General features: G+C 62.3%; 25 protein-coding genes. 7 read left to right on the top strand and 18 right to left on the bottom strand.

Annotated features, from left to right (window positions below; genetic code table 11):
- Positions 1-254: 254 nt before the first annotated feature.
- The 7 genes from G6N55_RS18715 to G6N55_RS18685 all read right to left on the bottom strand — a co-directional run bounded on the left by G6N55_RS18715 (position 255) and on the right by G6N55_RS18685 (position 6,215).
- A complete protein-coding gene (locus tag G6N55_RS18715) occupies positions 255-1,328 on the bottom strand; it encodes a GGDEF domain-containing protein (protein ID WP_085222112.1) in 1,074 nt (357 codons plus the stop codon).
- A gap of 375 nt (positions 1,329-1,703) precedes the next feature.
- Positions 1,704-2,327: a nuclear transport factor 2 family protein gene (locus G6N55_RS18710; protein WP_085222133.1), complete on the bottom strand. Its 624-nt coding sequence runs from the start codon at positions 2,325-2,327 to the stop codon at positions 1,704-1,706.
- A 102-nt stretch (positions 2,328-2,429) separates the two neighbouring features.
- Complete coding sequence (locus G6N55_RS18705; RefSeq protein WP_163667400.1) at positions 2,430-2,717, bottom strand: cytochrome C oxidase subunit IV family protein; 288 nt, start codon at positions 2,715-2,717, stop codon at positions 2,430-2,432.
- Positions 2,718-2,727: 10 nt separating this feature from the next.
- Entirely contained in the window at positions 2,728-3,315 is a 588-nt protein-coding gene (locus G6N55_RS18700; RefSeq protein ID WP_197747364.1) for a cytochrome c oxidase subunit 3, read from the bottom strand.
- A gap of 35 nt (positions 3,316-3,350) precedes the next feature.
- Positions 3,351-4,133 carry a hypothetical protein gene (locus tag G6N55_RS18695; RefSeq protein ID WP_139826833.1) on the bottom strand — a complete coding sequence of 261 codons (783 nt, stop codon included), beginning with the start codon at positions 4,131-4,133 and terminating at the stop codon, positions 3,351-3,353.
- A 623-nt stretch (positions 4,134-4,756) separates the two neighbouring features.
- Complete coding sequence (locus G6N55_RS18690; protein ID WP_085222109.1) at positions 4,757-4,951, bottom strand: ferredoxin; 195 nt, start codon at positions 4,949-4,951, stop codon at positions 4,757-4,759.
- A gap of 28 nt (positions 4,952-4,979) precedes the next feature.
- Complete coding sequence (locus tag G6N55_RS18685; protein WP_085222108.1) at positions 4,980-6,215, bottom strand: cytochrome P450; 1,236 nt, start codon at positions 6,213-6,215, stop codon at positions 4,980-4,982.
- 294 nt (positions 6,216-6,509) lie between these two features.
- Between G6N55_RS18685 and G6N55_RS18680 the strand changes: the two genes are divergently transcribed.
- Positions 6,510-7,238 carry an SDR family NAD(P)-dependent oxidoreductase gene (locus G6N55_RS18680; RefSeq protein WP_232078785.1) on the top strand — a complete coding sequence of 243 codons (729 nt, stop codon included), beginning with the start codon at positions 6,510-6,512 and terminating at the stop codon, positions 7,236-7,238.
- A 10-nt stretch (positions 7,239-7,248) separates the two neighbouring features.
- On the opposite strand, the gene G6N55_RS18675 is transcribed toward G6N55_RS18680, so the two are convergent.
- The 8 genes from G6N55_RS18675 to G6N55_RS18640 all read right to left on the bottom strand — a co-directional run bounded on the left by G6N55_RS18675 (position 7,249) and on the right by G6N55_RS18640 (position 14,407).
- Positions 7,249-7,845 carry a TetR/AcrR family transcriptional regulator gene (locus tag G6N55_RS18675; protein WP_085222106.1) on the bottom strand — a complete coding sequence of 199 codons (597 nt, stop codon included), beginning with the start codon at positions 7,843-7,845 and terminating at the stop codon, positions 7,249-7,251.
- 15 nt (positions 7,846-7,860) lie between these two features.
- Positions 7,861-8,685 carry an enoyl-CoA hydratase/isomerase family protein gene (locus G6N55_RS18670; protein ID WP_085222105.1) on the bottom strand — a complete coding sequence of 275 codons (825 nt, stop codon included), beginning with the start codon at positions 8,683-8,685 and terminating at the stop codon, positions 7,861-7,863.
- Positions 8,686-8,705: 20 nt separating this feature from the next.
- Positions 8,706-9,878 (bottom strand): thiolase family protein, encoded by a 1,173-nt coding sequence (locus G6N55_RS18665; protein ID WP_085222104.1) that lies wholly within the window; start codon positions 9,876-9,878, stop codon positions 8,706-8,708.
- A gap of 2 nt (positions 9,879-9,880) precedes the next feature.
- A complete protein-coding gene (locus G6N55_RS18660) occupies positions 9,881-11,515 on the bottom strand; it encodes a class I adenylate-forming enzyme family protein (protein WP_197747363.1) in 1,635 nt (544 codons plus the stop codon).
- An 8-nt stretch (positions 11,516-11,523) separates the two neighbouring features.
- Positions 11,524-11,910: a Zn-ribbon domain-containing OB-fold protein gene (locus G6N55_RS18655; RefSeq protein WP_085222103.1), complete on the bottom strand. Its 387-nt coding sequence runs from the start codon at positions 11,908-11,910 to the stop codon at positions 11,524-11,526.
- A 15-nt stretch (positions 11,911-11,925) separates the two neighbouring features.
- Positions 11,926-13,119: a thiolase family protein gene (locus tag G6N55_RS18650; protein ID WP_232078784.1), complete on the bottom strand. Its 1,194-nt coding sequence runs from the start codon at positions 13,117-13,119 to the stop codon at positions 11,926-11,928.
- A gap of 8 nt (positions 13,120-13,127) precedes the next feature.
- Positions 13,128-13,562: a MaoC family dehydratase gene (locus tag G6N55_RS18645; protein WP_232078783.1), complete on the bottom strand. Its 435-nt coding sequence runs from the start codon at positions 13,560-13,562 to the stop codon at positions 13,128-13,130.
- A 68-nt stretch (positions 13,563-13,630) separates the two neighbouring features.
- Positions 13,631-14,407, bottom strand: a complete 777-nt coding sequence (locus G6N55_RS18640) for an enoyl-CoA hydratase/isomerase family protein (protein WP_085222130.1) — start codon at positions 14,405-14,407, stop codon at positions 13,631-13,633.
- Positions 14,408-14,562: 155 nt separating this feature from the next.
- Between G6N55_RS18640 and G6N55_RS18635 the strand changes: the two genes are divergently transcribed.
- The gene (locus G6N55_RS18635; protein WP_085222100.1) at positions 14,563-15,162 is read left to right on the top strand and encodes a TetR/AcrR family transcriptional regulator; all 600 of its coding nucleotides are present in this window, start codon (positions 14,563-14,565) and stop codon (positions 15,160-15,162) included.
- Positions 15,163-15,211: 49 nt separating this feature from the next.
- Here G6N55_RS18635 and G6N55_RS18630 read toward each other — a convergent pair whose 3' ends face one another.
- From G6N55_RS18630 to G6N55_RS18620, 3 genes are all read right to left on the bottom strand, one after another.
- On the bottom strand, positions 15,212-15,517 hold the full coding sequence (locus tag G6N55_RS18630; RefSeq protein ID WP_139826832.1) for a hypothetical protein: 306 nt from the start codon (positions 15,515-15,517) through the stop codon (positions 15,212-15,214).
- A gap of 214 nt (positions 15,518-15,731) precedes the next feature.
- The gene (locus G6N55_RS18625) at positions 15,732-17,483 is read right to left on the bottom strand and encodes a class I adenylate-forming enzyme family protein (RefSeq protein WP_232078782.1); all 1,752 of its coding nucleotides are present in this window, start codon (positions 17,481-17,483) and stop codon (positions 15,732-15,734) included.
- Positions 17,480-18,667: a CaiB/BaiF CoA transferase family protein gene (locus tag G6N55_RS18620; protein ID WP_085222097.1), complete on the bottom strand. Its 1,188-nt coding sequence runs from the start codon at positions 18,665-18,667 to the stop codon at positions 17,480-17,482. Before G6N55_RS18620 ends, G6N55_RS18625 begins: the two co-directional genes overlap by 4 nt.
- A 142-nt stretch (positions 18,668-18,809) precedes the next feature.
- On the opposite strand from G6N55_RS18620, the gene G6N55_RS18615 reads away from it, so the two are divergent.
- From G6N55_RS18615 to G6N55_RS18595, 5 genes are all read left to right on the top strand, one after another.
- Positions 18,810-19,946, top strand: coding sequence for an acyl-CoA dehydrogenase family protein (locus G6N55_RS18615; protein ID WP_085222096.1), 1,137 nt, complete (start codon positions 18,810-18,812; stop codon positions 19,944-19,946).
- Positions 19,947-20,344: 398 nt separating this feature from the next.
- Complete coding sequence (locus G6N55_RS18610) at positions 20,345-21,952, top strand: flavin-containing monooxygenase (RefSeq protein WP_232078781.1); 1,608 nt, start codon at positions 20,345-20,347, stop codon at positions 21,950-21,952.
- Between the two features lie 110 nt (positions 21,953-22,062).
- On the top strand, positions 22,063-22,806 hold the full coding sequence (locus tag G6N55_RS18605) for an SDR family NAD(P)-dependent oxidoreductase (RefSeq protein ID WP_085222094.1): 744 nt from the start codon (positions 22,063-22,065) through the stop codon (positions 22,804-22,806).
- A gap of 133 nt (positions 22,807-22,939) precedes the next feature.
- Entirely contained in the window at positions 22,940-23,905 is a 966-nt protein-coding gene (locus tag G6N55_RS18600; protein WP_085222093.1) for an SMP-30/gluconolactonase/LRE family protein, read from the top strand.
- 734 nt (positions 23,906-24,639) lie between these two features.
- Entirely contained in the window at positions 24,640-25,353 is a 714-nt protein-coding gene (locus tag G6N55_RS18595; RefSeq protein WP_232078780.1) for an MlaE family ABC transporter permease, read from the top strand.
- Positions 25,354-25,362: the final 9 nt, after the last annotated feature.

Genomic DNA, 25,362 nt, shown 5'->3' with positions numbered 1-25,362 from the left:
ATTCGCCGGCGCCGCAACCGTTGCCACGCTCGCGCTTCTCAACGCTGGCCCGTCGGAGCCGGCCGCTGCCCAATTCGGCGCCGGTCAATTCGCCGCGGACGACCCCTCGGATCCGGGCTGGAATCCCGTACCTGATCCGGGTGTACAGCCCCCAACGAATCCGGGGTGGAGCTCGCAATCGGATCCCGGCTGGAATGCCTCGCCGGGTTGGGATTTCCAACCGTCCCCCGAAAACTGAGCGGGAAACCCTCTGCTCAGACCGCGACCTCGCGGTGGCGAGTCTGGTTGCCCCCGCACCGTTTAGCTTCATACATCGCTTTGTCCGCGTCGGCGACCAACCGGCGATACGCGGGGTGGGCATGTTCGGAGCCGACATTGCGCAACGCCAGGGTGGCGATTCCGACGCTCGCGGTGACCGGCGCGCTCGTCGCGGCTACCGCATCGCAGAGGTGCCGACCCCACCCGGACTTCTGTTCGGCGGTCACGATGTCTGCGACCAAGAATTCCTCGCCGCCGACGCGACCGACGACAGCGGTGTCGCCGCAGGCAACGTTCAAGGCACCCGCTACCGCGACGAGCGCTTGATCGCCGGCGGCATGTCCGTGGGTGTCGTTGAGCTTTTTAAAGCTGTCCAGATCGAGGATGGCCACCACCAAGAACATCCTGTTGGAGCCGACGAGCATCCGGCCGACGATGGCCCGATCGCAAGCGCGCCGATTCAGCAGGCCGGTCAACGGGTCGCAGTTGGCGCGCAGCAAATCCAGCCCCAGTGCGCGCACGACGATCTGGATGGCCAACGGGACTACAAGGTTGAGTTCGAGGACCAGGAAGGACCCGGAAAGCGCTAGGACTACTTGCCCCGCAGCGGCCAGACGAGCTGCTTGCCAGACCGCAATTGTGCTGGCCAGCCAAAAGTTGAGGGTCATGTAATTGGCGGTGTGGAAAAAAGCGATGTAGCCGCCGGGAACCGCCAGGGCCGAGCATGCCATCAGCGCGACCAGCGGCTCGGGTTGCCACAAGCACCCGATGGCGATAATCACGCTGCCCGTCAGGATGAAGAAAAGGGACTGGCGCCGTGTCGGCCACCTGCGCAACCAGAGCATCGCCATGCACACGCCGATCACGGCGGCCAACACGGAATACGTCAGCGCCACAGGCCGATACACAAATTCCGGACCGAACCACACGTTGGCCGGCACCAGGACCAACGAAGCAGCCACGCCGGCCATGAGCCTGCGGGTGTTTACCCCCAACCCGTGTGCTTGCAAGTACCCTGTCAGCCAGTCGAAATGGTCGGCCTGCCGCCACCATGCCGCCAGCCACTTCATACCCCACCCCCGTCCACCGGTCTGGGCCCACCAACCGCGTTGCCGGCGGCCCTCCAAGTGAGTTGGGTCACAGTAAATAGGATCGCGAGTCGCAAAAATCCCGAATCGCCAAGAAAGTCGGGGCGAATGGCCGTCGACAGCGCGGCAAATGGCCGCGGCAGCGGGCGAAGCTTCCTGGCGAGGGCGAAGACCGGCCTTGACCTGCTAGAACTCTTGACTGTTCAGGACGTCGGCGAGCCGCGATGGCAGCGAAGTTGCGACCAGCTTCTGGCTACGTCGCTCGTCGGGACACCGTGTCGCCAGCCTGCCGTGGCGTTTCGCTGGCGCCGGGGCGGGGAAGGCTCGACAACTCCTCCCGAGCGTGGCGGACGGGGGTCAACGACGATCTGCGTTTAGTCGCAGCTCCTTGCCTTGGGCGATCCGCTTTGAATCGATCATGAGTGGACGGATATAGGACGGGTCGTTGCGGTCGCGGGCGGTCGGCAGCTGGCTGGCCATAAACTGGCGCACGGCCGTCGGCAGCGTGTCACGGATCGCGGTCATCGTTGACGGATCGTTGATGTCGGGTCGATCGGCTAGGGGTGCCCAGTCCCGCACACATAATCGGGCCGCGATGGCCCAGTGACCCGATCGCTTCTCGAAGCGATCCAGATATCGGCCTCCGCTCATAACGAATGGCGGGCCAACCCGATTCATCGCGGCGAACATGTAATACGTCTCGGTGTGAGCCACGTCGCCGTCGAGGTCACAGCTGTGGTTGAACAGCGCGTGCTGGTGCATGAGGTGGGTGTCCCTGTGCATCGTGATCACCCAGTCGGCGAACTCCTCCCGGGTGCCCACAAACATTCCGTGGTCGTCGATGGCGTCCTCGTGATAGGTCGAGAGCAGCAACTCGCGGTCGAGGCGGTCAACGCCACGCGAGTAGTTCATCAGGCAGTCGTGGATGGCCTGGCGGTCTAGCAGCTGTTGGACCGCAGCTTCGATCTCTTCGTGCGTCATCGTGATCCTTTCGGTCACTGTGTACTCGACTGTCAAACCGTGGACCAACACTCCAGATTCGCTGCTCGCTTATGGTGCGGACTATCTCTCACCTCGCTCGGGTTACGAACCGAGATATAAGACGATCAGCACGGCGCATACAAGTACACACCAGGCGTTGAAGATCAACTCGAGTGCCAGCGGCGCTTTGCGTAGCTCCATGAAGTGGGCACCTACGGTGCCGACTTTGAAGAACGCGACGAGAAGCACTGCAACGGTGGCGAATCGAGCGGGGCCGTGTCCGTCCCCCAGCCACCAGGAAACCCCCGTCAGCACTACCAACAGCGCCCACGGCAGGAACGCCGGCAAGCGGACAAGGCGGGTCAACGCACCAGTGTTGTTAGCCGTCACCTTAATCCCCTCAACCGGATACCAGGTAGAACAACGCGAACAGCACAAGCCACAGCAGGTCGACCAGATGCCAGAAGCTTGCGCCGGACTCCAATGTTCTGAATTGCCGTGGGCCCAACACCGGCTTGCCGGCCACTCGCAGCATGAGAGTCAAAACCGCCAAGCCGATCAACAGATGCACCAGGTGAATTCCGGTCAGCACGAAGTAGTACATGAAGAAGTCAGCCTGCTCGTGGGGGTGCCCGGCGGCGATCCTATCGTGGTACTCCAAGACCTTGTTGACTACAAAGCCCAAGCCGCAGGCAATCGCAATCTTTATGAGCCCCTTACCAAGTCGCTGATTGTTCACCCGCAACGCATGGACGGCCATCACGACAAACCACGATCCGGTCAATAGCAGCATTGTGTTGAGCACGCCGAAGGTCAGGTTCAGGCTCTTGTGGGCCGCGTTGAACGCCTCGGCGTGTCGTGCACGTTGGTGCATGAAAACGATGAAGAACCAGGCGAACACGAGCATGTCGCCCAGGATGAGGATCCAGACACCGACTTCGCCTGGAACGCGGCCCCGGGCGTGCGGCAATGACGCGCCCGGGGCCACCGAAGGACTTGATGCGTTCGCAGGACGTGTGGCGGTCACGCCGCAGGTGCCAGCTCTTGCCGGTCCACGTCCCCGCGCCGGACGTTTTTGATCGTCAATACCGTGAAGGTAAGGATCCAGATGCCGAAGAAGACGAACGGCACATACATGCAAATCGCGCCGGTCCAGCCGAACGGGCCGCTTTTGAAGAACCAGACTGTCCCGCCGGGGATGTAGAGCAGGCCACACCAGATGCTGACATAGCCGGCCCAGCGCGGGTAGACCTCGAGAGAACTCTTGTTCAGTAGGATCTGTGCTCCCAACGCGATTGACCAGATGGTGAAGGGTGGCCAGGTGCCCAGCAGGATGATAAATCCCATGTCGTTGGCGAGCTGAGTAATCTCTGGAGAGACCTCACCGGGCCGGAAGGCCGCAGTCGCCCACATGCCGGTGTTTACGACGATTTGTGCGGTACCGGCGGCCATGCACACGAGCTGCAGGTAGGTCAGCGCAGGGAACTTACCCTCGAGCCTGCGGGTCTGCGCTGCGTTGCTTACCCCCCACACCATCATTAGTGAGTAAGCGATCACGGTGAACACCAGTCCGATCCGGATCCGGGTCAAGTGAGTGCTGTAGATCTCGGCCACCTTGGCCGCTCCATCGCCTGGATGCCATTGCGGTGGAAGATATCCCGCCAGAATCGTGCTGCCGATAATGAATAGAACGATCATCGTAGGTCCCGACCATGCGACAGCCAGTTGAGCAATTCGGCTCATACTGGTCTCTTCGGCGTAGTCGGCATCAGACCTAACAGGCGCGGTGGCCGCAACGGCATTCACGCTGTGCTCCTTTTGTTCGAAAACAGCCCGTCTGTCGACGGATGACAATCCGATCGGACGTGCGCTGACTACTTGGACGACGCGTTGAGTACGCCCGGGAGCGCTGCCTCTCGAAAAACAATCACTTGTTTCCACGACATTAACGTGTGACTGAGGGCCCGTCAAGGGGCGGCTGTGGTTCAGGTCACGCGAGGCGTTTTGCGGCGCCCGTCCGCCAGGCTTCGCTGGCCATCGCCGATTCCCGTACGGCATGCGTCGTTGCTCTGCTCAATTCGCATCCGACGCGCCGGGACGCCATATCAGGCAGTGTGGCCATGCCCCGAGAGGGGTTGGTGGCGTGTGGTGATACCCCTGTCGACGCAGCCGCGACGACGCACCGCTCGCTAACGTCCGAGGTGCGCCCTAGTTCAGCGTTGCCGTGAAAGTGTCTTCAAAGGGCCGCTGGGAGTTCAGCGCGATCTTCGTCTTGAAGTCGAACTGGACGATGTTTGTGGTCCGGATGCACGACGGCCCCGACCCGACGGGCGTGAAATGACGTCACCCGCACGGCTTTTTGTTTGCTGACCAGATCCCCTTGGAATGCGTTGCAGCCGTTCTGAGTGCGAACCGGCGACATGCGCGCATCAATCAACGGCTTTGATTGCCGCCTCGGGGCAATTGTGGATGCCGAGCTCAGCTGCATCCTCGTGACCGGGGGTGACGTCGATGATCTGACCGCGGTCGGCGTTGTAGCCGTCGTCGTCTAATCGATAGACCTCGGGGGCCAGGATGTAGCAGCGCCCATGTCCCGAGCACTGTTCGTTGACCTCTACCTTCATGCCGATTCACCAATCTCTCTGAGGCGCTTCAGAAAACCAGGTGTAGGTCTTTCATCGTGCGCAAAATGCCGGTTTCGTAGGTTGGCGCGGTGCCGGGCTTGACGCCGAAGTCAGGGATTCGTCGCAGCCATTCTTCAAATGTGGCCCGTAGTTCAAGCCGGGCCAGGTTAGAGCCGATGCACCGGTGCTGGCCCACCCCAAAAGCGCTGTGCAGCACAGTATCCCGCATGATATTGATTGTGGTGGGGTCGTCAACCACACGTGGATCGCGTGAGGCCGAACCGTAACCGAGCAGAACGAAGTCGCCCTCTTTCATCTGGGTTCCGGCTACCTCGACATCCTTGGTGCAGGTGCGCCCGAGCGCGACCACCGGCGGAAACACCCGGACGAACTCCTCGACGGCGCCGGCGATCAGCTCCGGATTGTCAACGAGCGCCTCGCGATCGGACTGATGGGTTGCAAGGTGGAGGATTGCACCAGCCATCACATAGGTGGTGGTCGCGATGCCACCAAAGGTCAGGTCAACCAAGATGCTGACGCGGTCGTCCCAGGGCGCAAGTTGGCCGTCTTCGTATTCGACCCCCGCGGCGATGACATCGACCAGATCGCCGCGCGGCGGCTCATCCTTGCGCAACGCCAGATACTTTCCGAGGTAGTCAAAGACCTCCGCGAAATGGCCCGCGCGCTCCTCCGGTGGGGCGAATGTCCCGTTTTCCACGCCGGTCACCAGCATATCGAGGTCGTCGATGGGCACACCCAACACGTTTTTGAAGAAGGCCCAACCGGGCAGCTTCGACCCGAAGTCACCGACGAATTCACATTCGCCGTTGTCGATGAAGCGGTCGATCAAAATGTTGGCGTCACTACGGATTTGGTCCTCATACTTGGCCACGGCCTTGGGGCTCATATACGGGTTCAGTGTGGTGCGCCAACGAGTGTGCTTGGGCGGGTCAGACTCCTCGGGCATCAGGTACGGCAAGCCCTCCGGCCTGTTCGGCTGGTAGCCCTTCGCACTGGAGAACGTGCGCCAATCCTGACCGACGCGGCGGACATCCTCCTGTCGGGTGACCATCCAATATCCCGCCCCGACGTTGCTACGCACGACCGGGCATTTGGTCACCATCTCATCGAGAATGTCGAAGAAGTGCTCATTGAACATCGGGTCGTCGATGTCGAAATCGTTGAACATGTCGCGCCCGTACCGGCCCTTGAGTGCCTCACCCGCGGCGACGTGGTCATTGGGTTGGATATCCGGCTGGGTCATCCGGCGCTCCTCTCTGAGCTTCGCGATTCACTCGCTTGAAAAACAATCATCTGTTTTTGGAATCGTACCGTACCGCGCCCATGATGAGTAAGACATTCGCCGAAGTTCGATGAAATCGCTTGCGCGCCTGCCCCAGTGCCACACCTCACCTGAACATGCCGTGCGTCTGAGTGGGCTGGACGCGGGGCCACGATTGCAGTTGCGCGACTCGTTGACATGCTTTCCGGGTCCGACTAGCGTCCTATATAACAAACGATTGTTCTTGGACAAGGGAGTGCGGGAATGCCTGGAAGATTGGATGGCAAGGTCGCGATCATCACCGGCGCTGGGTCGGGAATGGGTGCCGCCACTGCGGAGCTGTTCTACCGCGAGGGCGCCAAGGTCGTGCTCGCGGACATCTCCGGCGAACAGGACAGACTCGCGAAATACCTGGGCGACAACGCTATCAGCGTACAGACCGACGTTTCGAAAGCTGCCGATGTAGAGACGATGGTCGAGACGGCCGTGACAACGTTCGGCAAGCTTGACGTCCTGTTCAACAATGCCGGCATCGACGGCAAGCTGGCGCTAACCGGAGATTACGCGCTCGAGGACTGGGACCAAGTCCTCGCGGTGAACCTTACCGGGCCGTTTCTGGGCATGCGGTACGGCATCCCGGTCATGCTGAAAGGTGGTGGCGGATCGATCATCAGCACCGCCTCCATCGCGGCCAATGTCGCGTTCCCAAAAATGTCTGCGTACTGTGCCAGCAAGGGCGGGGTAGTGATGTTGACCAAGAACGCCGCAGTGGAGTACGCCACCCAAGGTATTCGGGCCAACGTGATCCTGCCCGGCGTGATCGACACCGGTATGTCGAAAAGCCTTCCGGAGGCCCTTATTCAGGGCGTGAAAAGTGCGACCCCGCAGGGCCGGATCGCCGGTGCTGACGAGATCGCAACAGTGGCATTGTTTTTGGCATCCGACGAATCATCGTTCATCACCGGGCAGGCCATTGCGGTTGATGGCGGCTACACCGCGGTCTGATCTGCGATACCTAACGCACTAGCACGCCGGACAGCAGCACGTCAGCAAGTTTTTCAGCATAGTTCTGCGTCTGTGGATCGTGTTGCGTCAGCCATTCAGGGACCCAGTTGAGCGCACCGAGGATGGAAAAGACCGCGTACTGCACATCGAGATCCTGGCGCAACAACCCGTCTGCGATGCCGGCTTCCACCGTGTCACGAAAGAACTGTTCGTAGCGGTGGCGCAGCGCGATGACGCGGCGCCGGTTCTCGGTACCCAAATATCGCCATTGGTGAAAGACCACGAGCACCGCCCGCGGGTTCTCAGATACCAATTTCACGTGGTCGATGATTGCGCGGCGCAACTGTGCGTCCGGAGGCTGACGATCATCGGCGATGGCGTCGACCATCGAGACGAAGCGGTTGATCCCGGTCGCGACTATCTCATAGAGGATGGCTTCTTTGTTCTCAATGAAGTCGTACATCCGGCCCGGCAGCAGGTCAACCGCGCGGGCAATATCGCGGATCGAGGTCGCCGGGTAGTCGCGCTCCCCCAGCAATGTGGTGGCTGCCTCAAGGATTGCCTGCCGGGTGGCGGCGACTTCCGGTGTCAGTTCGAGCTTATTCATGGCGACCACTCGTCATCATGGCATACCGGTGGGCGGCGCATCCCCGTTGAACCGCGCATCACGCTTTTCCAGGAATGCATCGACCCCCTCGGCCAGGTCTGGTCCATAGTGCAACGCCGCTACCGCCCAAAAGGATTGGACCATCGAGGTGGCCAGGTCGACTTGCCACGATGACCGCAAAGCTTGCTTTGTCGCTTCGACGGCGCGCCGGGATTTTGCGGCGATTGTGCGTGCCAGACCGACCGCGGTGGGCAGTAGCTCGTCGGGCTCGACGACTTTGTTCACCAGCCCGATCTGCAACGCTTTCGTAGCCCCGATCACTTCACCGGTCAGCGCAAGTTCGGCGGCCATTCCCGAGCCGATCAGCCGCGGCAGAAAATAGGAGCCGCCGTTGCCGGGTGGAAGCCCGAGGTTGATGTAGGTCTCACCGAGCTTGGCCACTGTCGAACAGACTCTCAAGTCGCAGGCCAGCGCCAGGTCCAAACCGCCCGCAGTGGCCCCGCCGTTGATCGCTGCGATGATCGGCAACCGCGATGCCACCACACGTTGAGTCACGGGAAACAACACACGCGCGTTGTAGGGCTCGTGCTCAACCTTGTGATGCTGCTCCAGATAGCCCTTCATCGCTTTCAGATCGGCGCCGGCTGAAAACTGCCGACCTGCCCCCGTCAGGACGACTGCGCGGACACTCGTGTCGCCCTCAAGCAAAGTCAAGACGGCGAGCAGGTCGCGCGCCAACTCGGGAACCACACCGTTGCCTCGATCGGGCCGGTTGAGGGTGACAACTACCACCGCACCTTCGAGGCGCTCGTAGAACAGTGTTTCCAAGTGCTCGACCATGGGGTCCCCCATCAACTCCTTCAGGCAGTGGCCAAGATCGTGGCGACAGCGGTCGCGTAGGTACCGCCCAGCCAGCCGCCGGCATTGATCGCGAGACCGATCGCGGCGCCGCTGACCTGACGGTCACCGGCACGCCCGGTGAGCTGGTCGAACAGTTCGACGAGCTGCGCGCACCCGGTAGCGGCCAACGGGTGTCCGCGCGAAAGTAGTCCCCCGCTGACATTGACAGGGATAGTTCCCCCGAGTGCTGTTGCGCCGCAACGGATCAGATAGTGACCGTCGCCTTCGGCGCAGAGCCCGATTTCGGCGTACTGCAGCACCTCTGAGGGCGCTGCGGCCTCGTGGAGTTCAATGACGTCCAGATCGGTGGGCCCGAGTCCCGCCGAGTTATACGCGGCATGGGCGGCACGGGCCACCGGTGCTGAGCCGGCGCCGGTTCCCGCGGTCAGCTCGATGGCCTTGATCTCACAGGCCGGTCCTCCCGCGCGGTGGCGGAATGACTCGGACACCACCACCACCGCAGCAGCCCCGTCGGTGGTGGGTGAGCACATCGGCAGCGTCAACGGGTCCGCAATCATGCGTGAGTTGAGCACGTCCTCAACACTTTGCGGCTTTTGGTACTGGGCCAACGGGTTAAGAGCGGCGTGTTGTCGGTTCTTCACTGCCACGGCTGCGAAGTCCGCCACCGTGGCGTCGTGGTTCTGCAGGTAATCGCGGGCCTCTTCAGCGTAGACATCGAGCAACGCCGAGCTGGTCAGCACCGCCTGGGAATCGGCGGGATCCAGTGCGCCGATGTCGGTGGCCCCACGGATCGCTGCGAAAGTGCGGTGGCGGTTCTCATTCGACAGCTTCTCGACACCCAGCGCCAACGCCACATCGCAGCGACCGGCCTTGACGGCATCGAAGGCCGCAAGCACAGCGCTGCTGCCCGAGGCACAGGCGTTTTCGACATTGATCACTGCGGTGCCGGCCAGCGTGGACGTGCGCAGCGCGACCTGTCCCCTGATCATCTCCTGGCCGGTGAGCAGGCCGTCGGCCGCGTTGCCAAAATAGACACGCTGCACCTCGGCCGCCGTGACACCGGCGTCAGCGAGCGCCGCCGAGGCCGCCGACTGGGCCAGCTGCCGCACTGCGGTTTCCGCGCGGCTGACAAACGGCGTCATGCCGGCGCCCGCGATGTAGACACGGCTCATTGTCAGGTCACCGATACGTGCTCGGGGCGGGAACCTCCGCCGATTTTGCGGTCGCGGTCCGACCAGTACCGTTCCCGCACCTGTCGGCGTAGCACCTTGCCATAGCCGCTGACCGGCAATGCGTGAACGAATTCAACGGCTTTGGGCTTTTTGTAGCCCGCCAAGCTCTTGGCACAGTAATCGATGAGTTCGCGTTCGGACACCTCGCTGTCGGGGTGACGAACCACCACGGCGTGGACCGCCTCACCCCAATAGGCGTCGGGTATCCCGAACACCACAACCTGGGCGACGCCGGGGTGGGCGATCAAGATCTCTTCGACCTCCCGCGGGTAGACGTTGTTGCCTCCCGTGATGATGGTGTCCTTGGTGCGGTCCAGCAGGTAGAGATAGCCGCGCTCGTCCAACGTGCCGATGTCGCCGGTGTGCAGCCAGCCGTCGCGGATTGTCGCCTCGGTCGCCTCGTGATCCGCCCAATATCCGCGCATCACCACATCACCGCGTGCCGCGATTTCGCCGAGTTGGCCTGGTGCCAGCGCGTTTCCGTCGGCGTCGACGATACGAACCTCGACGTCGGTGCGGACCGGCCCCGCCGAACCCAGCCGCGGATCATCGGTGTCGGCGAAATGGGCATGCATCTCACGGGTCATGCCGGAGATGGTGATCGGCGCTTCGCCTTGGCCGTAGATTTGCGCAAACACCGGCCCGAAGGCCGATATCGCAGCCTTGAGCTGCTCCACATAGATCGGTGCGCCGCCGTAGCACACCATACGTAGGCTGGTCAGGTCGAAGCGGTCTGGTTCGTACTTGTCGAGGAGGGCCACGATTTGGGTCGGCGCCAAGAACGCAATCTGCGAAACACGCTGCCGTTCTACGGTTTCGAAGAGATTCTCGGGTGAGAAGCTGGTGGCTTCGAGGATGACATTGGTTGCCCCGCGCGCCACCGCAGGCAAGGCGACGATCCCGCTACCGTGCGACAACGGCGCGGCATGCAATACCACGTCGTCTTCGGTGGTGTTGTACACATCAGCGAGGTAGTTCATCACGACGACCCGGATGGTGCGGTGGGTCCATATCGCGCCCTTGGGCCGGCCGGTGGTGCCCGAGGTGTAGAACAGCCAGGCGGCGTCATCACCGGTGATCTCGACAGGCTCATCTAAGGGATGCCGGGAATCCAGCAGTGCGCCATAGGGTTCCACCATCGCGCCATCAGACTGCTCCACCGCGGCCGCCTCGCCAACTTCGAAACGTCCATCCAGTGATCCGAAGTCGTCGATGTTGCGGTCGATCTCGGCGCTGAACTCTGCACCGTGGATGAGCACCCGCGCCCCGGATGTCCGGACGATGTAACCCATCTCCTTGGCATGCAGGCGCGCGTTCATCGGGACGACTACCAATCCGGCTGCAAAGCAGCCGAATATGGTTTCCAGCACTGCGGGGCTGTTGTACAACGCGAACGCGACCCGGTCACCGTGGCGGAGACCGCGGGCACGCAACTCGCCGCCCAGACTGCGGGCGCGTCGGTAAAACTCGCGGTAGTTATAGCTGGCGGTGCCGTAGCTGATGGCTGGACGCTCCGGGAAACGGGTCGCCGATTTCTGCAAAAAGCGCGCGGCATTCATCTCCGGTGTGGCCGTCATAGCAGGCGTCACGCCGCTGTGAACCAGGCGATGTGACGCCCCTGGTCCGGTGTGGGATCAAAACGCACCGGCACGTCGCAGGAGTAGCTGTCCCAGCCACCACTGCTGTCGGGGCGCAGTCGGCCCAGCAACTGCACGCCGTCGTCGAGCTTGACCACCCCCAGCGCATACGGCAACTCGTCTTCGAAACCGCCTGGCGCACCGACACGTTGGACGGTAAAGCTGTGCAAGGTGCCGTGCCCGGACGAGCGGGCCCATCCCAGATCGCGGCTGCCGCAAGGCGGGCACACGTATTTGGGGTACATGATGTTGGTGCCGCACGCGTTGCAATGCTGGATCAACAGCTCGCCGCGGCCGAGGCCCGCGTAGTACTCATCGGTCAACGATTGGGTCATGACGTCGTCTTTCTGTCAGCCGCGCTCGACGCGCTCGAGCAGCAGCACTTGGCTATCCATGTAAGTTCCCCCGGTTCCACCACACACCGCGCGCCGACAGTCGGGCACTTGGCGTTCCTTGCCAGCCCGGCCCAGCAGCTGGCGCACACCTTCGACCAGCAGAGCCGTCCCGCCGCCGACGCCGGTGTGGCCCGCCGACAGCAGCCCGCCGTTGGTACAGACTGGGAGCCGGCCCCCGGGTGAGAACTCTCCCGCGGCGAAAAGCCGTGCACCCTCGTGAGGTTTGCACAGTCCCAGCCCCTCAAGCCCGATCGTCAACACCGCGGCGTAAGAGTCATACACTTCGGCGATGTCGGCGTCTTCGGGCCCCCAACCGGCTTGGTCATAAGCGCGTTCGCCCGCCACTTTCCAGCCCAGCACGGCAAGATCCTGTTCCTGGCCGATGCTGTAGTGCGACACGCAGCCCCCCGACCCCGCGATACGCACCCAGCGGTCGTGTTTGGTGCGCGCGTTGTCCGCACTTGTCATTACGTAGGCGGTTGCGCCATCAGCGAGCATGGGGCATTCCATGGCGTGCAACGGATCTGAGACCACCTTGGAGCCGAGCACCTTCTCGACGGTCAACTCCTTGTCCTTGTACATCGCGTTGGGATTCAGCTGCGCCCATTGGCGAAGCGCCACGCATACCGCCGCCATTTCCTCGGCAGTGGAACCCGATGCCGCCATGTAGCGTCTCGTGATGAGGCCACCGACTGCGTTAAACGTGAGCCCGGTGGGCCGCTCCCATTCGCGGGGAATGCCGTAGCCGCTGAGCATGTCGACCATCTCCGCGACCGGCGCGGAACCCCACTTTTCTGCCTGCACGACAAGGACGTTGCGCGCCTGCCCGCTGGCGATGAGGCCGGCCGCTGCACGCGTGATGTTGTCGCTGGAGGATCCGCCGGAGTGCAGCATCGCGCTGGCCTTGGCGCGCCCGTGCAACCCGAGCTCTTCGATCACCCTGGAAAAGATCAGGTCGGCCTGGTCGTCGGCGGAGTGCAAGCATGGGATCAGTAGCACCGTGTCGATATCGCTGACTTCCAAGGCGGCATCACGGACCGCAGCTACGGCAACTTCGACGAGTGATCCCATAAATGGACGGTCTGGGTAACGACCGGAAGGGATTTCGGCGATGCCGACGAACGCGGCTTCGCGCTCGTCACCGTCCATTGGATTTGTCATTGCGGGCCTTTCACCTCTGTACGCCGCTTGGCGAGCATCACCATGCGAACGGTCATCACGGTCTCGTCATGCTGGTTGATCACTTGGTAGTCGAACGACAGGATGCCCTGGTCCGAACGGCGTGCCGGCTCGGCGGCAGCGACCTCGGCGCGCACGTGCACGGTGTCGCCCGGCCGGACGGGCTTGAGGGCCCGAATTGAGGCAACCTCGCGCAGTGCCACGATGGCCTCGCCGAGGAACCCAGAAAGCGCGACGAGTCCCACGGCGATAGAAAAGGTTAACGGGCCGTGGGCGATGCGACCCCCGAATTGTGTTGCCGCTGCGTACTGTTCGTCGGTGTGCAACGGGTAGTGGTCGCCGGTCAACCCGGCGAACAGTGAGATGTCGCCGATGTCGATGGTGCGCCCACCGGTGACGCACACTGTGCCCACTGGGAAGTCCTCAAAAAGTGGGTGCTGCGGGCGTGTCGCGGAATCGGTGTGAGCCGGGGTGAGTGCGGTCATTGATCGTCTTCAATTCCCAAATCGATTGCGGCGAGAGCTTCATAGGCCAAGCCGAAGCCCAGATCGGCCTCTAAGCGGCGTTTGAACTCGCGGGTCAGCACGGTGCGCGCGTAGCGACGGGCCAGCAGAGGTTTGGCAACGATGTCTCTTGCCAATTCCCGGGCGCGGGCTATCAGGTCGGCACCGGGCAGCACTTCGTTGACGACGCCGTACTGCTGGGCGGTGGTGGCGTCGAGGTGTTGGCCGGTGAGCAGAAAGTAGCGAGCACGGTTGAGACCGAGCACCTGGGGCCAGACCACATGAGCGCCGTCGCCAGGGACAATGCCCGACGGGAAGTGGGGGCCGTCCTGGAAGAACGCGGTGTCGGCGGCCAACACGACGTCACACATCACCGGGATTTCGGGATGGTTGGTGACCGGCCCGTTGACCGCGGCGATCACCGGTATCGGGATGTCCAACAAATTGGTGAGAAGTCGCTGGCCCTCGAAGATGATCTGATCCCACTGGCGGGGTGTACGCAGCTTGAAGCTGCTGAAGTCGATCTCATTGCAAAACGATTCGCCGGTGCCCGTGAGGATCATCACGGAATTGTCTCGGTCGCAAGCGATGTCGTTGAAGCAGTACGCCAGTTCGTCGTGTGCCGCTGCGGTCCACACCAGGCTCTTGTCCCCGGTGTGCACCCTGACCTCAAGGATTCCGTGCTCGTCACGCTCGAGTGCAATGTGAGCGTACTTTTTGGAGTACTCGGAAAAGGGTGTCGGCAACCCTGCCATCACCACTCCCTCCTGTCAGAACAATCATTCGTTTTTTACGCTAGCATCGAGGTGCGATTCCCACAACCACCGGCCCCTACGGCTACCATCACATACGAACGCTTGTTATCCGATTCCCGTGACAACCGAATCTAGCGGCCACCGAGAGGAAAAAAGTGGCAAAAAGCGCGGCGCCGGCCGCCGACAGAGGCCCGAAGAAATCGCGGCAGCAGCGCCTTTTTGAGGAGGCCGTGCAGCTGTTCAACAAGCAGGGTTACGCCGGCACGTCGATCCGCGACCTCGGTGACGCCCTAGGCATTCTGCCGGGCAGCGTTTATGCCCACATCGACAACAAACACACCATCTTGGTGCGACTGGTTGAAGACGGCGTGGACCAATACCTGGCCAGCAGTGCCAACCTGTCCGGCACCGCTGAGGAGCAACTGTGCGCCCTTATCGAGGCACACCTCAACGTGATTGCGGCAAACGTTGACCTGGCGCTGGTTGTTTTTCACCAATGGCGTCACATTGAGGGCCCAGACCGGGACAGGATCGTGGCCAAGCGCCGCGCTTACGAACAGCGCATCCGCGACATCGTCGACCTCGGCATCAAGAGCGGCGAATTCCGCGGCGACATTGACCCCCACATGGCGGTACTGACGATTTTGGGCATCCTCAATTGGGTCCCTGAGTGGTTCTCCCCCACCAGGCGTGATCCGGCGGCGGCGGTGAGCAAAGGCCTGGCGCAGGTCATCCTCGCCGGCGTGCTCAGCTAACCGCAGTCGGTGGCGTACAGGAACGTGACCACAGCTGATCGCAGAAGCATTAAGCGCTATGCGCGGGTTGGAATTGGTGAGAATCGGTGCGCGCGTGACGCTGAACACCGGGCCGATGAGGCCCATTGATCGGTATCGCGACACCCCCCGAAACCAACTCGCGTCTGGCTGAAACGAGCCGGCCGACCAGGGCATCGAGCGTCGGCTCGAAGCCGCTGCCCCGGTACCGCTCAATCCAGCCTTCCACCAACGTGATTAGAGACGGAGGAAGTTCGTGGCCCGCAGCGATGACAGCGCGCAAAATACGTTCGATCGCTAGAAGTTCGTCGCCGCTGCCGAGGTCAATGTAGGCCATCTGACACTCGTGTCTGTTCAAGCACGGACGTGTCGCATCGGCCAATAGCCACGCCAGCTCTGCGTCGGAAATCATGCGCCTGGCCACGTCACCGCACCACCCCGGAAAAGATTTGCAAACGGCTTGGCACAGCCCAGCGGGCGCAGACTTCGAGCAGTGCGAACCGCGGCCGGGCCGCCGCTGACGAGCGTAATTCCCTGTGGCGGTTGGGGATTCACGCACGCTCCATTGTGCCTGTGCACGTACCGGGAATGTTGCCCAGTGTCGCGGTTGCGCGCTGTAGCAGACGAAATTTCTGCACCCGCCCCGTCACCGTGGTGGGGAGCTCTGACTCATCGATCACCAGCACGTGAGCGGGAACCTTGAATCGCGCCAGAGATTCTGCGCAGTAAGCCAGCAGCTCGGCCTCTTCTACCACGGCACCCTCGGCTGGCACGATGAACGCGCAACCGATTTCACCCATCCGCGCGTGGGGCAGCCCGACGACGTGGGCGGCCTTGACGGCAGCGTGGCGGCCCAGCACCTCTTCGACCTCGGAGGGCAGCACCAATTCGCCGCCGAAGCGGTAGGACTCTTTGATGCGGCCGGTCAGCACCAGATATCCGTCGGGGTCGATGCGGCCAAGGTCGCCGGTGCGCAGCCATCCGTCGGCGGTGAAAGCTTGCGCCGTCTCGGCTGGCTTGTCGAAATATCCGGGGCTGACCGCGGGGCCGCGTACGACAAATTCCCCGATCTGGCCTGCGCCGAGTTCTTCGCCGGTGTCGGGCGCAACCACCTTGTACGCCGCGAGTCCTCCACCGACGGCGGGGTCGCCGGCCACTCCGGCGGGCTTGATCGTGCCGTTGGTGGTCTGCAGCCGACTCAGCGGGTCCCCGGGCAGGGTGCACGCCGTGGATGCCGTGGTCTCGGTCTGCCCGTAGGCGGTGAACAGCTCGTCGACACCCAAGACGTCCATCATCCGCTGCCACATCTGCGGGGCATGGCGGGTCCCCGAGGAGAACATGGTGCTCAAATGCGACAGGTCGTAGCGGCCGGTCTCAGCCTCATCGAGCAGGCGGGAGGTCATCGCCGGCACCGCGATCAGCTCATCGACCCGGTGACGGGCGACGGCCTGCAGCATCGCCGCCGGCTCGAACGCGGCGAACGGGACCACCGCACCAGCGACTATCACAGCGGCGATCATCGCTTCGACATAGCCGAAGACGTGATACATCGGCAGCGCGGTGGCGATCCGGCGGCCATCCTGGAAGGCCCGGGCGTAGGCCGAACCGTACGCCATCCGTACGACCGAATCATGCACCAGCATAACGCCTTTGGGCCGACCGGTGGTGCCCGAGGTGTAGATTATGTCAGAGACGCTGGCCGGATCGACACCCTGTGTTAGATGGTCGAGCAGGCCTTGTGGGACCGTCGCGCCGGCCTGCGCCAGGCACGACAGCGGCGCGCCGCGCGCCGGTGTGGGGTTGTCCACCGGGTGCACGAAGATATGCCGCAGTTCGGGGAGCCGGTTGGTGTTGACACCGTGTTCCCAGCCCGGTGCGATCGAGTCCAGACACTCTAAGTAGTCCAGTCCACGGAACTGATCCATCGTGATCAGGACGCTGGCGCCGGATTGCTCCAACTGGTAAGCCAACTCGTCGCGGCGCAACATGAAATTGATGGCCACGGACACGGCTCCGATGCGCGCGGTGGCGAGCTTGAGAGCGATGAATTCGGCGGAATTCGCCATGTCCATCGCGACCCGGTCACCGGGTCGGATCCCGATGGCGAGCAAGCCACCCGCGAGCTGCCGGCTGTGATCACGCATCTGCGCATAGCTGATCGAGTCCGTATCGCCCAGCACAAAGGGCCGATCCGGAGCTGAGGCAGCCACCAGATCAAAGAGCTGAGCAGTTGTCCGCGACCGCCACGGGGAGTACTTGTCTTCCAGTGCCTTTCGGCGGACCATCATCGTCGATTGGTTCAACCTGCCACCTGGGGTATGTGTGTTGTGGCCAGCGTATGAGCCTCGTCGGCGGTATAGCCGATCTCACGCAGCACCTCTTCGGTATGTTGCCCCAACGCCGGTGGCGGACGGAGCGGAAACGCGCGGTGCTGGTCCAACGGAAGCCGCAGTGTTGGTACCGCGTCGGCGTCGGTGGTGGTGATCAGCCGACGCTCCCGGGTCAACGGATCGCCGACCGCGGCCTCTAAAGTTTGGACTGCGCTGACCGGCACGCCGGCACTGCCGACGGCCGACAGCCAATGCTGCGAGGGCTCCGCGCGGAAAATGGCCTGTAATTCGGCGTCGAGCGCTTCCCGGGATTCCACGCGCTGCTCCGCGGTCGCGAAGCGCGCATCACCCCGCAGATCGTCAGCGCCGATAGCGGTGCAGAGTTTGTCGAACAATGCATCGGTTGCCGCGGCGACCATGATGGAGCCGTCGCTGGTGGCGAACTCCCGGTAGGGCACCGCACTGGGGGCGGCGGAGCCCAGTCGCTGTGGATGGTAGTCCGCACCCAGCAGCCCAACGATTTGGTGGCACATCATAAATAGCGCGCTGTCGACAAGTGTGGCATCCAAGCGCATCGGCCCAGAACCCGCGGGGTGGTCGGCCATGGCCGCCATGATCGACATCGCCGCCCACATTCCCGTGGAAATGTCCACCACGGAGGGGGCCGTTCGGGCGGGCGGACCCTCCGGGGATCCCGTCAGGCTCATGATGCCGGAAAAGGCCTGCACCAGCGCATCGTATCCGGGCCGGTCGTGGCCCAGGGCGCCGCGGCCAAAGGCACTGATCGAGCAGTAGATGACGTCGGGACGCACCGCTTTGACGTCGTCGAATCCCAATCCCAGCTTCTCGGCCACACCGGGGCGAAAAGACTCCACCACCACGTCACATCCGCGGGCGATGTCCACCAGCCCAGCGCGACCGAGCGGAGTTGAAAGATCCAGGGCCACACTGCGTTTGTTGCGGTTGACGGTGGCGAACACGGTGCTGGTGTCACCGAGCCGCGGCGGAAGCCACCGGGTGGCGTCTCCCCGGCCGGCACGTTCGACCTTGATGACGTCGGCACCCAAATCAGCCAAGATCATGGTCGCCAAAGGGCCGGCGATATTTTCGCTGACATCAAGAACGCGAAGGTTGCGGTAGCAGCCCTGCAGAGGCATCGACTCTCACATTCCTTGTGTTGTCGCGACGCGTCGCCGTATGCACCCGCGATAAAAAACAATCACTTGTTCTTGGTACCAGAAGTTGTTAACGTGGTCAACAGCGCACACCCCCGCCGACGCGGCTAATCAGGGAGCCTTAATGGATTTTCGGTTTACTGCCGAGCAGCAGTTGTGGCACGACACCGTGCACGCTTTCATGGAGAAAGAAGTCGGTGTCGAGTACACCCGCAAGCACGACGAAGCCCGTGAATTCCCAAATGAGGCTTACAAGAAGATTGCCGACCGTGGGTGGCTGGGGTTGCTGATCCCCGAAGAGTTCGGTGGCCTTGCGGCTGACCCGATCATGTACGCGATCTTCTGCGAAGCGATCGCCAAGTACAGCCTCGACTTCGCCGCCGCGGTGATGACGTCGATGTTCACCGCCACCAACGTCGCCAACCACGGTACCGACGAGCAGCGACGCAGATACCTGCCACCGTTTTTGGACGGCGAGCTGAAGTTCTCGATCTCGATCAGCGAACCGGGCGCGGGCTCCGATGCCGCGGGTCTGCGCACCAAAGCCGTGCGCGATGGTGACTCGTGGATTCTCAACGGCAACAAGGTTTTTTGTTCGGGAGCTCACTTGCCGAATACGGTGATCGCCACGATGGCCCGCACCGGCGAAGACAAGCACAAGGGCCTGTCGATGTTCTTGGTTCCCAACGCCACCTCAGGGGTGGACATTCGCAAGCTCGACACCATCGTGCGCCGCAGCTTGGGCACCACCGAGATCTTCTTCACCGACGCGCGTATACCCGCCGAGAACATGATAGGCGCCCCGGGCGACGGCTGGTCGGTGGTTAACAGTCACCTTGCCTGGGAACGACTTTCGCTGGCGGCCACCTATGTCGGCAACGCGCGCACCGCGCTCGACGACACAATCACTTACACCAAGAACAGGACGCAGTTCGGGAAGCCGCTGTCGTCGTTTCAAGTGCTCAAGCACCGAATGGCCGAAAATGAGTGCGAGGTCGAAGCCGCACGACTGCTGGTCTACAGCGCAGCGACCAAGCTTGCCCGCGGCGAACACGCTCTCAAGGACGTCTCGATGGCCAAGGTGTTCGCGGCCGATGTGGCTTTCAAAGTTTCCTTCAACGGCATGCAAGCCCTCGGCGGCTACGCTCAGCTGCCCGAATACGACATGGAGCGCTACTTCCGCGAAGCCAAACACGCCATGGTCGGCGGCGGAACAAACGAAATCCAGCGCACCATCATCGCCCGAGAGATGGGCCTCTAGCCCAAGCCATTCGGCGCCGGCCGGGTGGCTTGCCCGCTTCGACAGAAAACAAACGCTTGTGTGGAGGAGTCTAGATTTGGATAGCACCGTCGTCGTCGATGCGGTCGTGCATCCGTACAGCATCGGGCCAGATAGCCGTTGCGGCGGGGCCACCGCGCATCGATTGACGTTCCGGGAACGCGACAGCTCCCGCCGGTGACCGTCGACACGCACGGAAACCGGTTAGGAGCCAAGCCGATCCGCACCGTCCTGACCGAGGCCGACCGACCGACGCCCCACCGACCCATTACGCGCGCGCCCGGCCACCGCCGGCACGAGCGGTCCGCGACGACCATGTTCGGCGCCGGGCCATGAGAGGAAAGGTTGAGATGACGAGAGAACCCGACTTCGACGCTGTCGTGATCGGCGCGGGATTGACGGGCCTGTATCAGACCTATCGTCTGCGCGAGACGGGTTACCGGGTACTGGGGGTTGAGGGGTCAGACAACGTGGGCGGTGTGTGGCATCACAACCGCTATCCAGGCTGCCGCATCGATTCGGAGAGCGAAGTCTACGGATACTTCTGGAGCGAACAGCTCAAGCAGGAATGGAACTGGTCCGAACGCTTCGCCGCACAGCCCGAAGTCCTGGAATACATCCATCGCGCGGTCGAGATCATGGACATCCGCAAGGATTACATCTTCAACGCCAGGGTCAAGAGGGCGGTGTTCGACGACGAAAACAATGTCTGGACACTTGAATTCGAGCAGCAGTACCGCGCGCCTGTGACGGCACGGTTCGTTTTCTCGGCACTCGGGCCCCTGTCTGCGCCCCAGATGCCCAACGTGCCCGGCATCAACACCTTCAAGGGCGAGAGCTATCACACGGCGAATTGGCCGCGCGACCCCAACGGGTTCGGTCCGGCCAAGCTCGACTTCTCCGGCAAGCGGGTGGGCGTGATCGGTGTGGGATCGACGGGTGTGCAGGTGATCCAGGAAATGGCCAAGGTAGCCAAGAACCTGACGGTGTTCTTGCGATCACCGAACTGGTGTACCCCGCTGGGCAACGGCCCCATGACGCAGGAGCGGATGGACTACATCAAGTCGCACTACAACGAGTTCACCGCCAAATGCGATGCGTCCATCGCCGGCTTCCCACACGAATTCATTCCGGAAAACCTGTTCGATGTTCCGGAAGAAGAGCGCGATGCCAAGCTGGCGGAACTGTATGAGGGGCCAGGCTTCTCGCTGTGGCTCGGTGTGTATCAGGATGCGCTATCCGACCCGACAGCGAATAAATACGTCTCGGACTTCGTGGCGCAAAAAATCCGTGAACGCGTCAAGGATCCGCGCATCGCTGAACTACTGATACCCAAGGATCATGGCTTCGGGACGAAGCGGGTTCCGCTCGAGACCAACTATTACGAGGTCTACAACCAAGACAATGTCGCGGTTGTCGACCTGAACACGACGCCGATTACCAGAATCACGCCCGAAGGCATCCTGACTACCGATGCCTTGCACGAGTTCGACGTGATCATCTACGCCACAGGTTTCGACGCGGTCAAGGGCTCGTGGAACCGCATCGACATTCGCGGCCCGGGCGGCGTTGACCTGAAAGACGCATGGGCTGACGGAATCACGACTTACATGGGCATGCAGTGCCCTGGATTTCCCAATTTCTTCCTGTTGGTCGGGCCGCAGAGTGGCGCCACCTTCTGCAACATTCCGCGCTGTTCCGCGCTCGCCGTCGACTGGCTGAGCGACATGATGGCCCACGCGAAAGAAGCCGGCATCCAGCGCATCGAACCCGAACTTGCCGCGGCCGAAAGCTATTCGCTCTATTGCTCGAAGCTGCTGGACAAGCTGTTGCTGGGCCAGACCAACTCCTGGTTCACCGGGATCAACAAAAACATCGAGGGTCGCGACAAGCGCGAGGTGTTGCTGTTCGCCGGCGGCATTCCCAAGTTCCGGGAGTACTGCGAGGACGTGAGCAACCACGATTACAAGGGCTACATCATGTCGTGATTCTGCGGGGCTTCGGCTCTCACGGTGAGGCAATGGCGCCAAGTGCGCAAAGAAGTCACGTTGCAGCCAGCAGCGTTGGCCGGTGATTCGATCAAGGAGGAGCAGAGGCTATGGCTCGACTTTCCGAGAAGACGGCGGTGGTGACTGGAGGCGGGCGAGGTTTGGGCTCTGCCATCTCAACTGCATTGGCAGCCGAAGGGGCCCGCGTCCTAGTGGTTGACAGAAACACGGAGGCGGCCGATGTCGTGGTTGCAAGCATCAAGGCCGCCGGCGGTTCGGCCTCTGCCGAGACCCTGGACATCAGTGACCGTGAGGGCGTCAAGGCCTTTGGCGGTCGCATGCTGGAGCAATTCGGAAGTATCGATGTTCTGGTGAACAACGCGGGCATCGCGCCCCGCATCAGACCGAACGACCCCGATCAGGCCGAAAAGTGGGATCAGGTCATCGATGTGAATCTCACCGCACAGTGGGACATCACTGTTGCCCTGCTCCCCGCGCTGCAGCACGCCGGCGCAAGCGTGATCTTCCTTTCGTCGATCGCCGGGTTCACCGCGCCGAGATCAAGTGCTGCCTACGGCGCCTCCAAGGCTGCCGTCCGTTCGCTGGTCCAGTATTTCGCGCGCACGCTTGGGCCGACGGGTGGCCGAGCCAACGGGCTGGCACCGGGCCGGATCAAGAGTGACTTGATGACGGTCGAAGGCGCAGCGGGCGATAAATTCCTTCAACGACTGCCGCTGGGTCGGGTCGGCGAGACCGATGAGATCGCCGGTCCCGCAGTGTTCCTCGCCTCCGACATGTCGTCCTACGTGACAGGGGTGACGATCCCCGTCGATGGCGGCTACCTAGCGCTCTGATCGGCAGTGGCGCATTGGGCGCGTCCCACTACGAATAGAGCCGCCACACAACAGCAATCGCGGCGATTGGAGCGCTGAAGTTATCGCCATCCAACCGCGACCTGCTGTCCATCGCAATCCGGAGAGAAGCTACATGGCGCTGACCAAGATCGAGCCGTTCCTGCCGGCGGATCTCACGCAGATCGGCAGTGGACTGAATCGGCCGGAATGTGTTCTGGCAGCACGAGATGGATCGCTCTACACCGGCGATTGGACGTTCGGCATCGCGCGAATTGCGCCCGATGGGACCACCGGCCCCGCTGTCGAGGCAGATCTGATTGCGCAAGGCTTCCGGCCGAACGGCATCGCGTTGACGGCAGACGGCGAATTCTTGTTCGCCAACATGGGTAGGGCGGGTGGCGTCTGGCGGGTCGGACGGCGTGGTGAGGCCCACCCCTTCGCGACAGAGGTTGCGGGGAATCCGATTCCGAGAACCAATTTCGTACTGGTGGACGGCGATCGGGTCTGGATCACAATCAGCTCGTCGGCACGCAAACACGAGCACTTCACCGCGGAAGAGAACACCGGGCAGATTCTGTTGGTGCAGGATGGCAAAGTCAGCGTTGCGGCAGATGGGCTGAACTGGACGAACGAACTACGGATCTCGCCCGATGGCAAGTCCCTTTTCGTCAATGAAACCTTCGCGTGCCGCACCACCCGGTACGACGTGACGGCAGACGGCTTGTTGCGCAATCCCGCCCGGCTCACCTACCCGGGAGACACCTTCCCCGATGGCATGGCCTTCGATACGGAGGGCGCTCTCTGGATCGCCTGCGTCATATCCAACCGCTTGATCCGCGTCGCACCGGATCTGACTTGGACCGTGTTGTTCGAAGACTTCGAACCTAGTGAGCTGGATACGATCTCCGCGACCCATGCCGAGAGGCGCCTGACCTGGGATCAAATAGCGCAAAGCCGTGGGTCTCGTTTGTCCAACCTGTCCAGCATCGCCTTCGGAGGACCGGATCTGAAGACGCTCTATTTGGGTGGGCTGGGCATCTCAGAGGTGCAGATGTTGCGGTCTCCGGTACCGGGGATGCCCATGGAGCACTGGCGATGAGGCCCGACTCGGCTCAGTTTTCCCGGATCTGATGGCGCGATCCGCGCGCTTAGTGATCTGGCCGGCGGAAACCTCTTGACGGGTCTCACGTCACACTATAGCGTCGCGGAAACAAGTGATTGTTTTCTGCGAACGCGAGGGAACATGGCGGACTGTGCGAACCAGGGAATTTTGTGTCAGAACAGATTTCGGGGCGCGGCATACGACTGCCCCACCGAGTCGATCGCAGTCACGGGGTGACACGCCGATGAGCACAGTCCACTCCTATAAGCCGTCCGGCGTAGACGCCCTGGCGAATGCCTGCTACCGGCGCGGGTCGTCGTCAGAGTGGTGGTGGTCGCTATGTAGGTATTTTCTACGCCGCCAACTGCAGCGACCTTCAGTAGTAGTTGCGCTAGTTCGTGGCCTGCCACTGCGACCAAACTCGACTCGCGGGGTGGCTCCACTAGCAGAGGCGACGCACACCTTGCCGGCAGACGACCGGCAGCCGTCCTCAATGCGGAGGTGACATTAATGCTTTGCACTGCAATGTCGTTCGAAACACGCGTCATCCTAAGTGGCACCAGGACAGAACCCCGATGACTACGGCGCGCTCGCTAAAACCACCCGCCGCCAACGCAACCGCCGCCGTCCGGCCGCCACGCACTGCCCTGGCAATTGCTCTCGCTGGACAGCTGGCAACATCCGCATACCCAGCTACCAAACCAGTCCGCGCCGTCGGTGGCTTTTTCGCCATGACGCTCGACACCTTCGTGTTGCTGTTCCGGCCTCCGTTTGCCTGGCGCGAGTATCTGTTTCAGAGCTGGTTTGTCGCGCGGGTATCGGTCGTGCCCGCGGTGATGATGACCTTGCCGTATGCGGTGCTGTTGACCTTCACCTTCAATATTCTCTTGACCGAGATCGGTGCCGGCGATTTTTCGGGCACCGGGGCCGCGATTGGCACAGTCAATCAAATCGGCCCCATCGTGACAGTGCTCGTGATTTCGGGGGCAGGCGCGACCGCTATGTGTGCCGACCTGGGAGCGCGAACCATTCGCGAAGAACTCGATGCGCTGCGAGTCATGGGTATCAACCCCATTCAGGCGCTGGTGATCCCCCGCGTGCTGGCGGCCACCACGGTCGCGTTGGCGCTCTCGTCGGCCGTGACCATCGTGGGCCTTAGCGGCGCATTCTTTTTCACCGTATATATCCAGCACGTCTCGGCCGGCGCGTTCGTCACGGGTTTGACCACATTGACCGGCGCCGGCGACGTGTTGGTATCGCTCGCCAAGGCGACACTGTTCGGGATGGCGGCAGGGCTCATTGCCTGCTACAAGGGCATCTCGGTGGGCGGCGGACCGGCCGGTGTCGGCAATGCGGTCAACGAGACTGTGGTGTTCACCTTCATGGTGCTATTCGCGATCAACGTCATCGTTACCGCCGTCGGCGTCCAGTTCACGGTGCAATGAGGTGAACCG

It is taken from the genome of Mycobacterium florentinum, assembly GCF_010730355.1.
Classification (GTDB): Bacteria; Actinomycetota; Actinomycetes; order Mycobacteriales; family Mycobacteriaceae; genus Mycobacterium; species Mycobacterium florentinum.
Note: the sequence above shows the minus strand (reverse complement) of the source record. Positions and strands in the feature narration are given on the sequence as shown.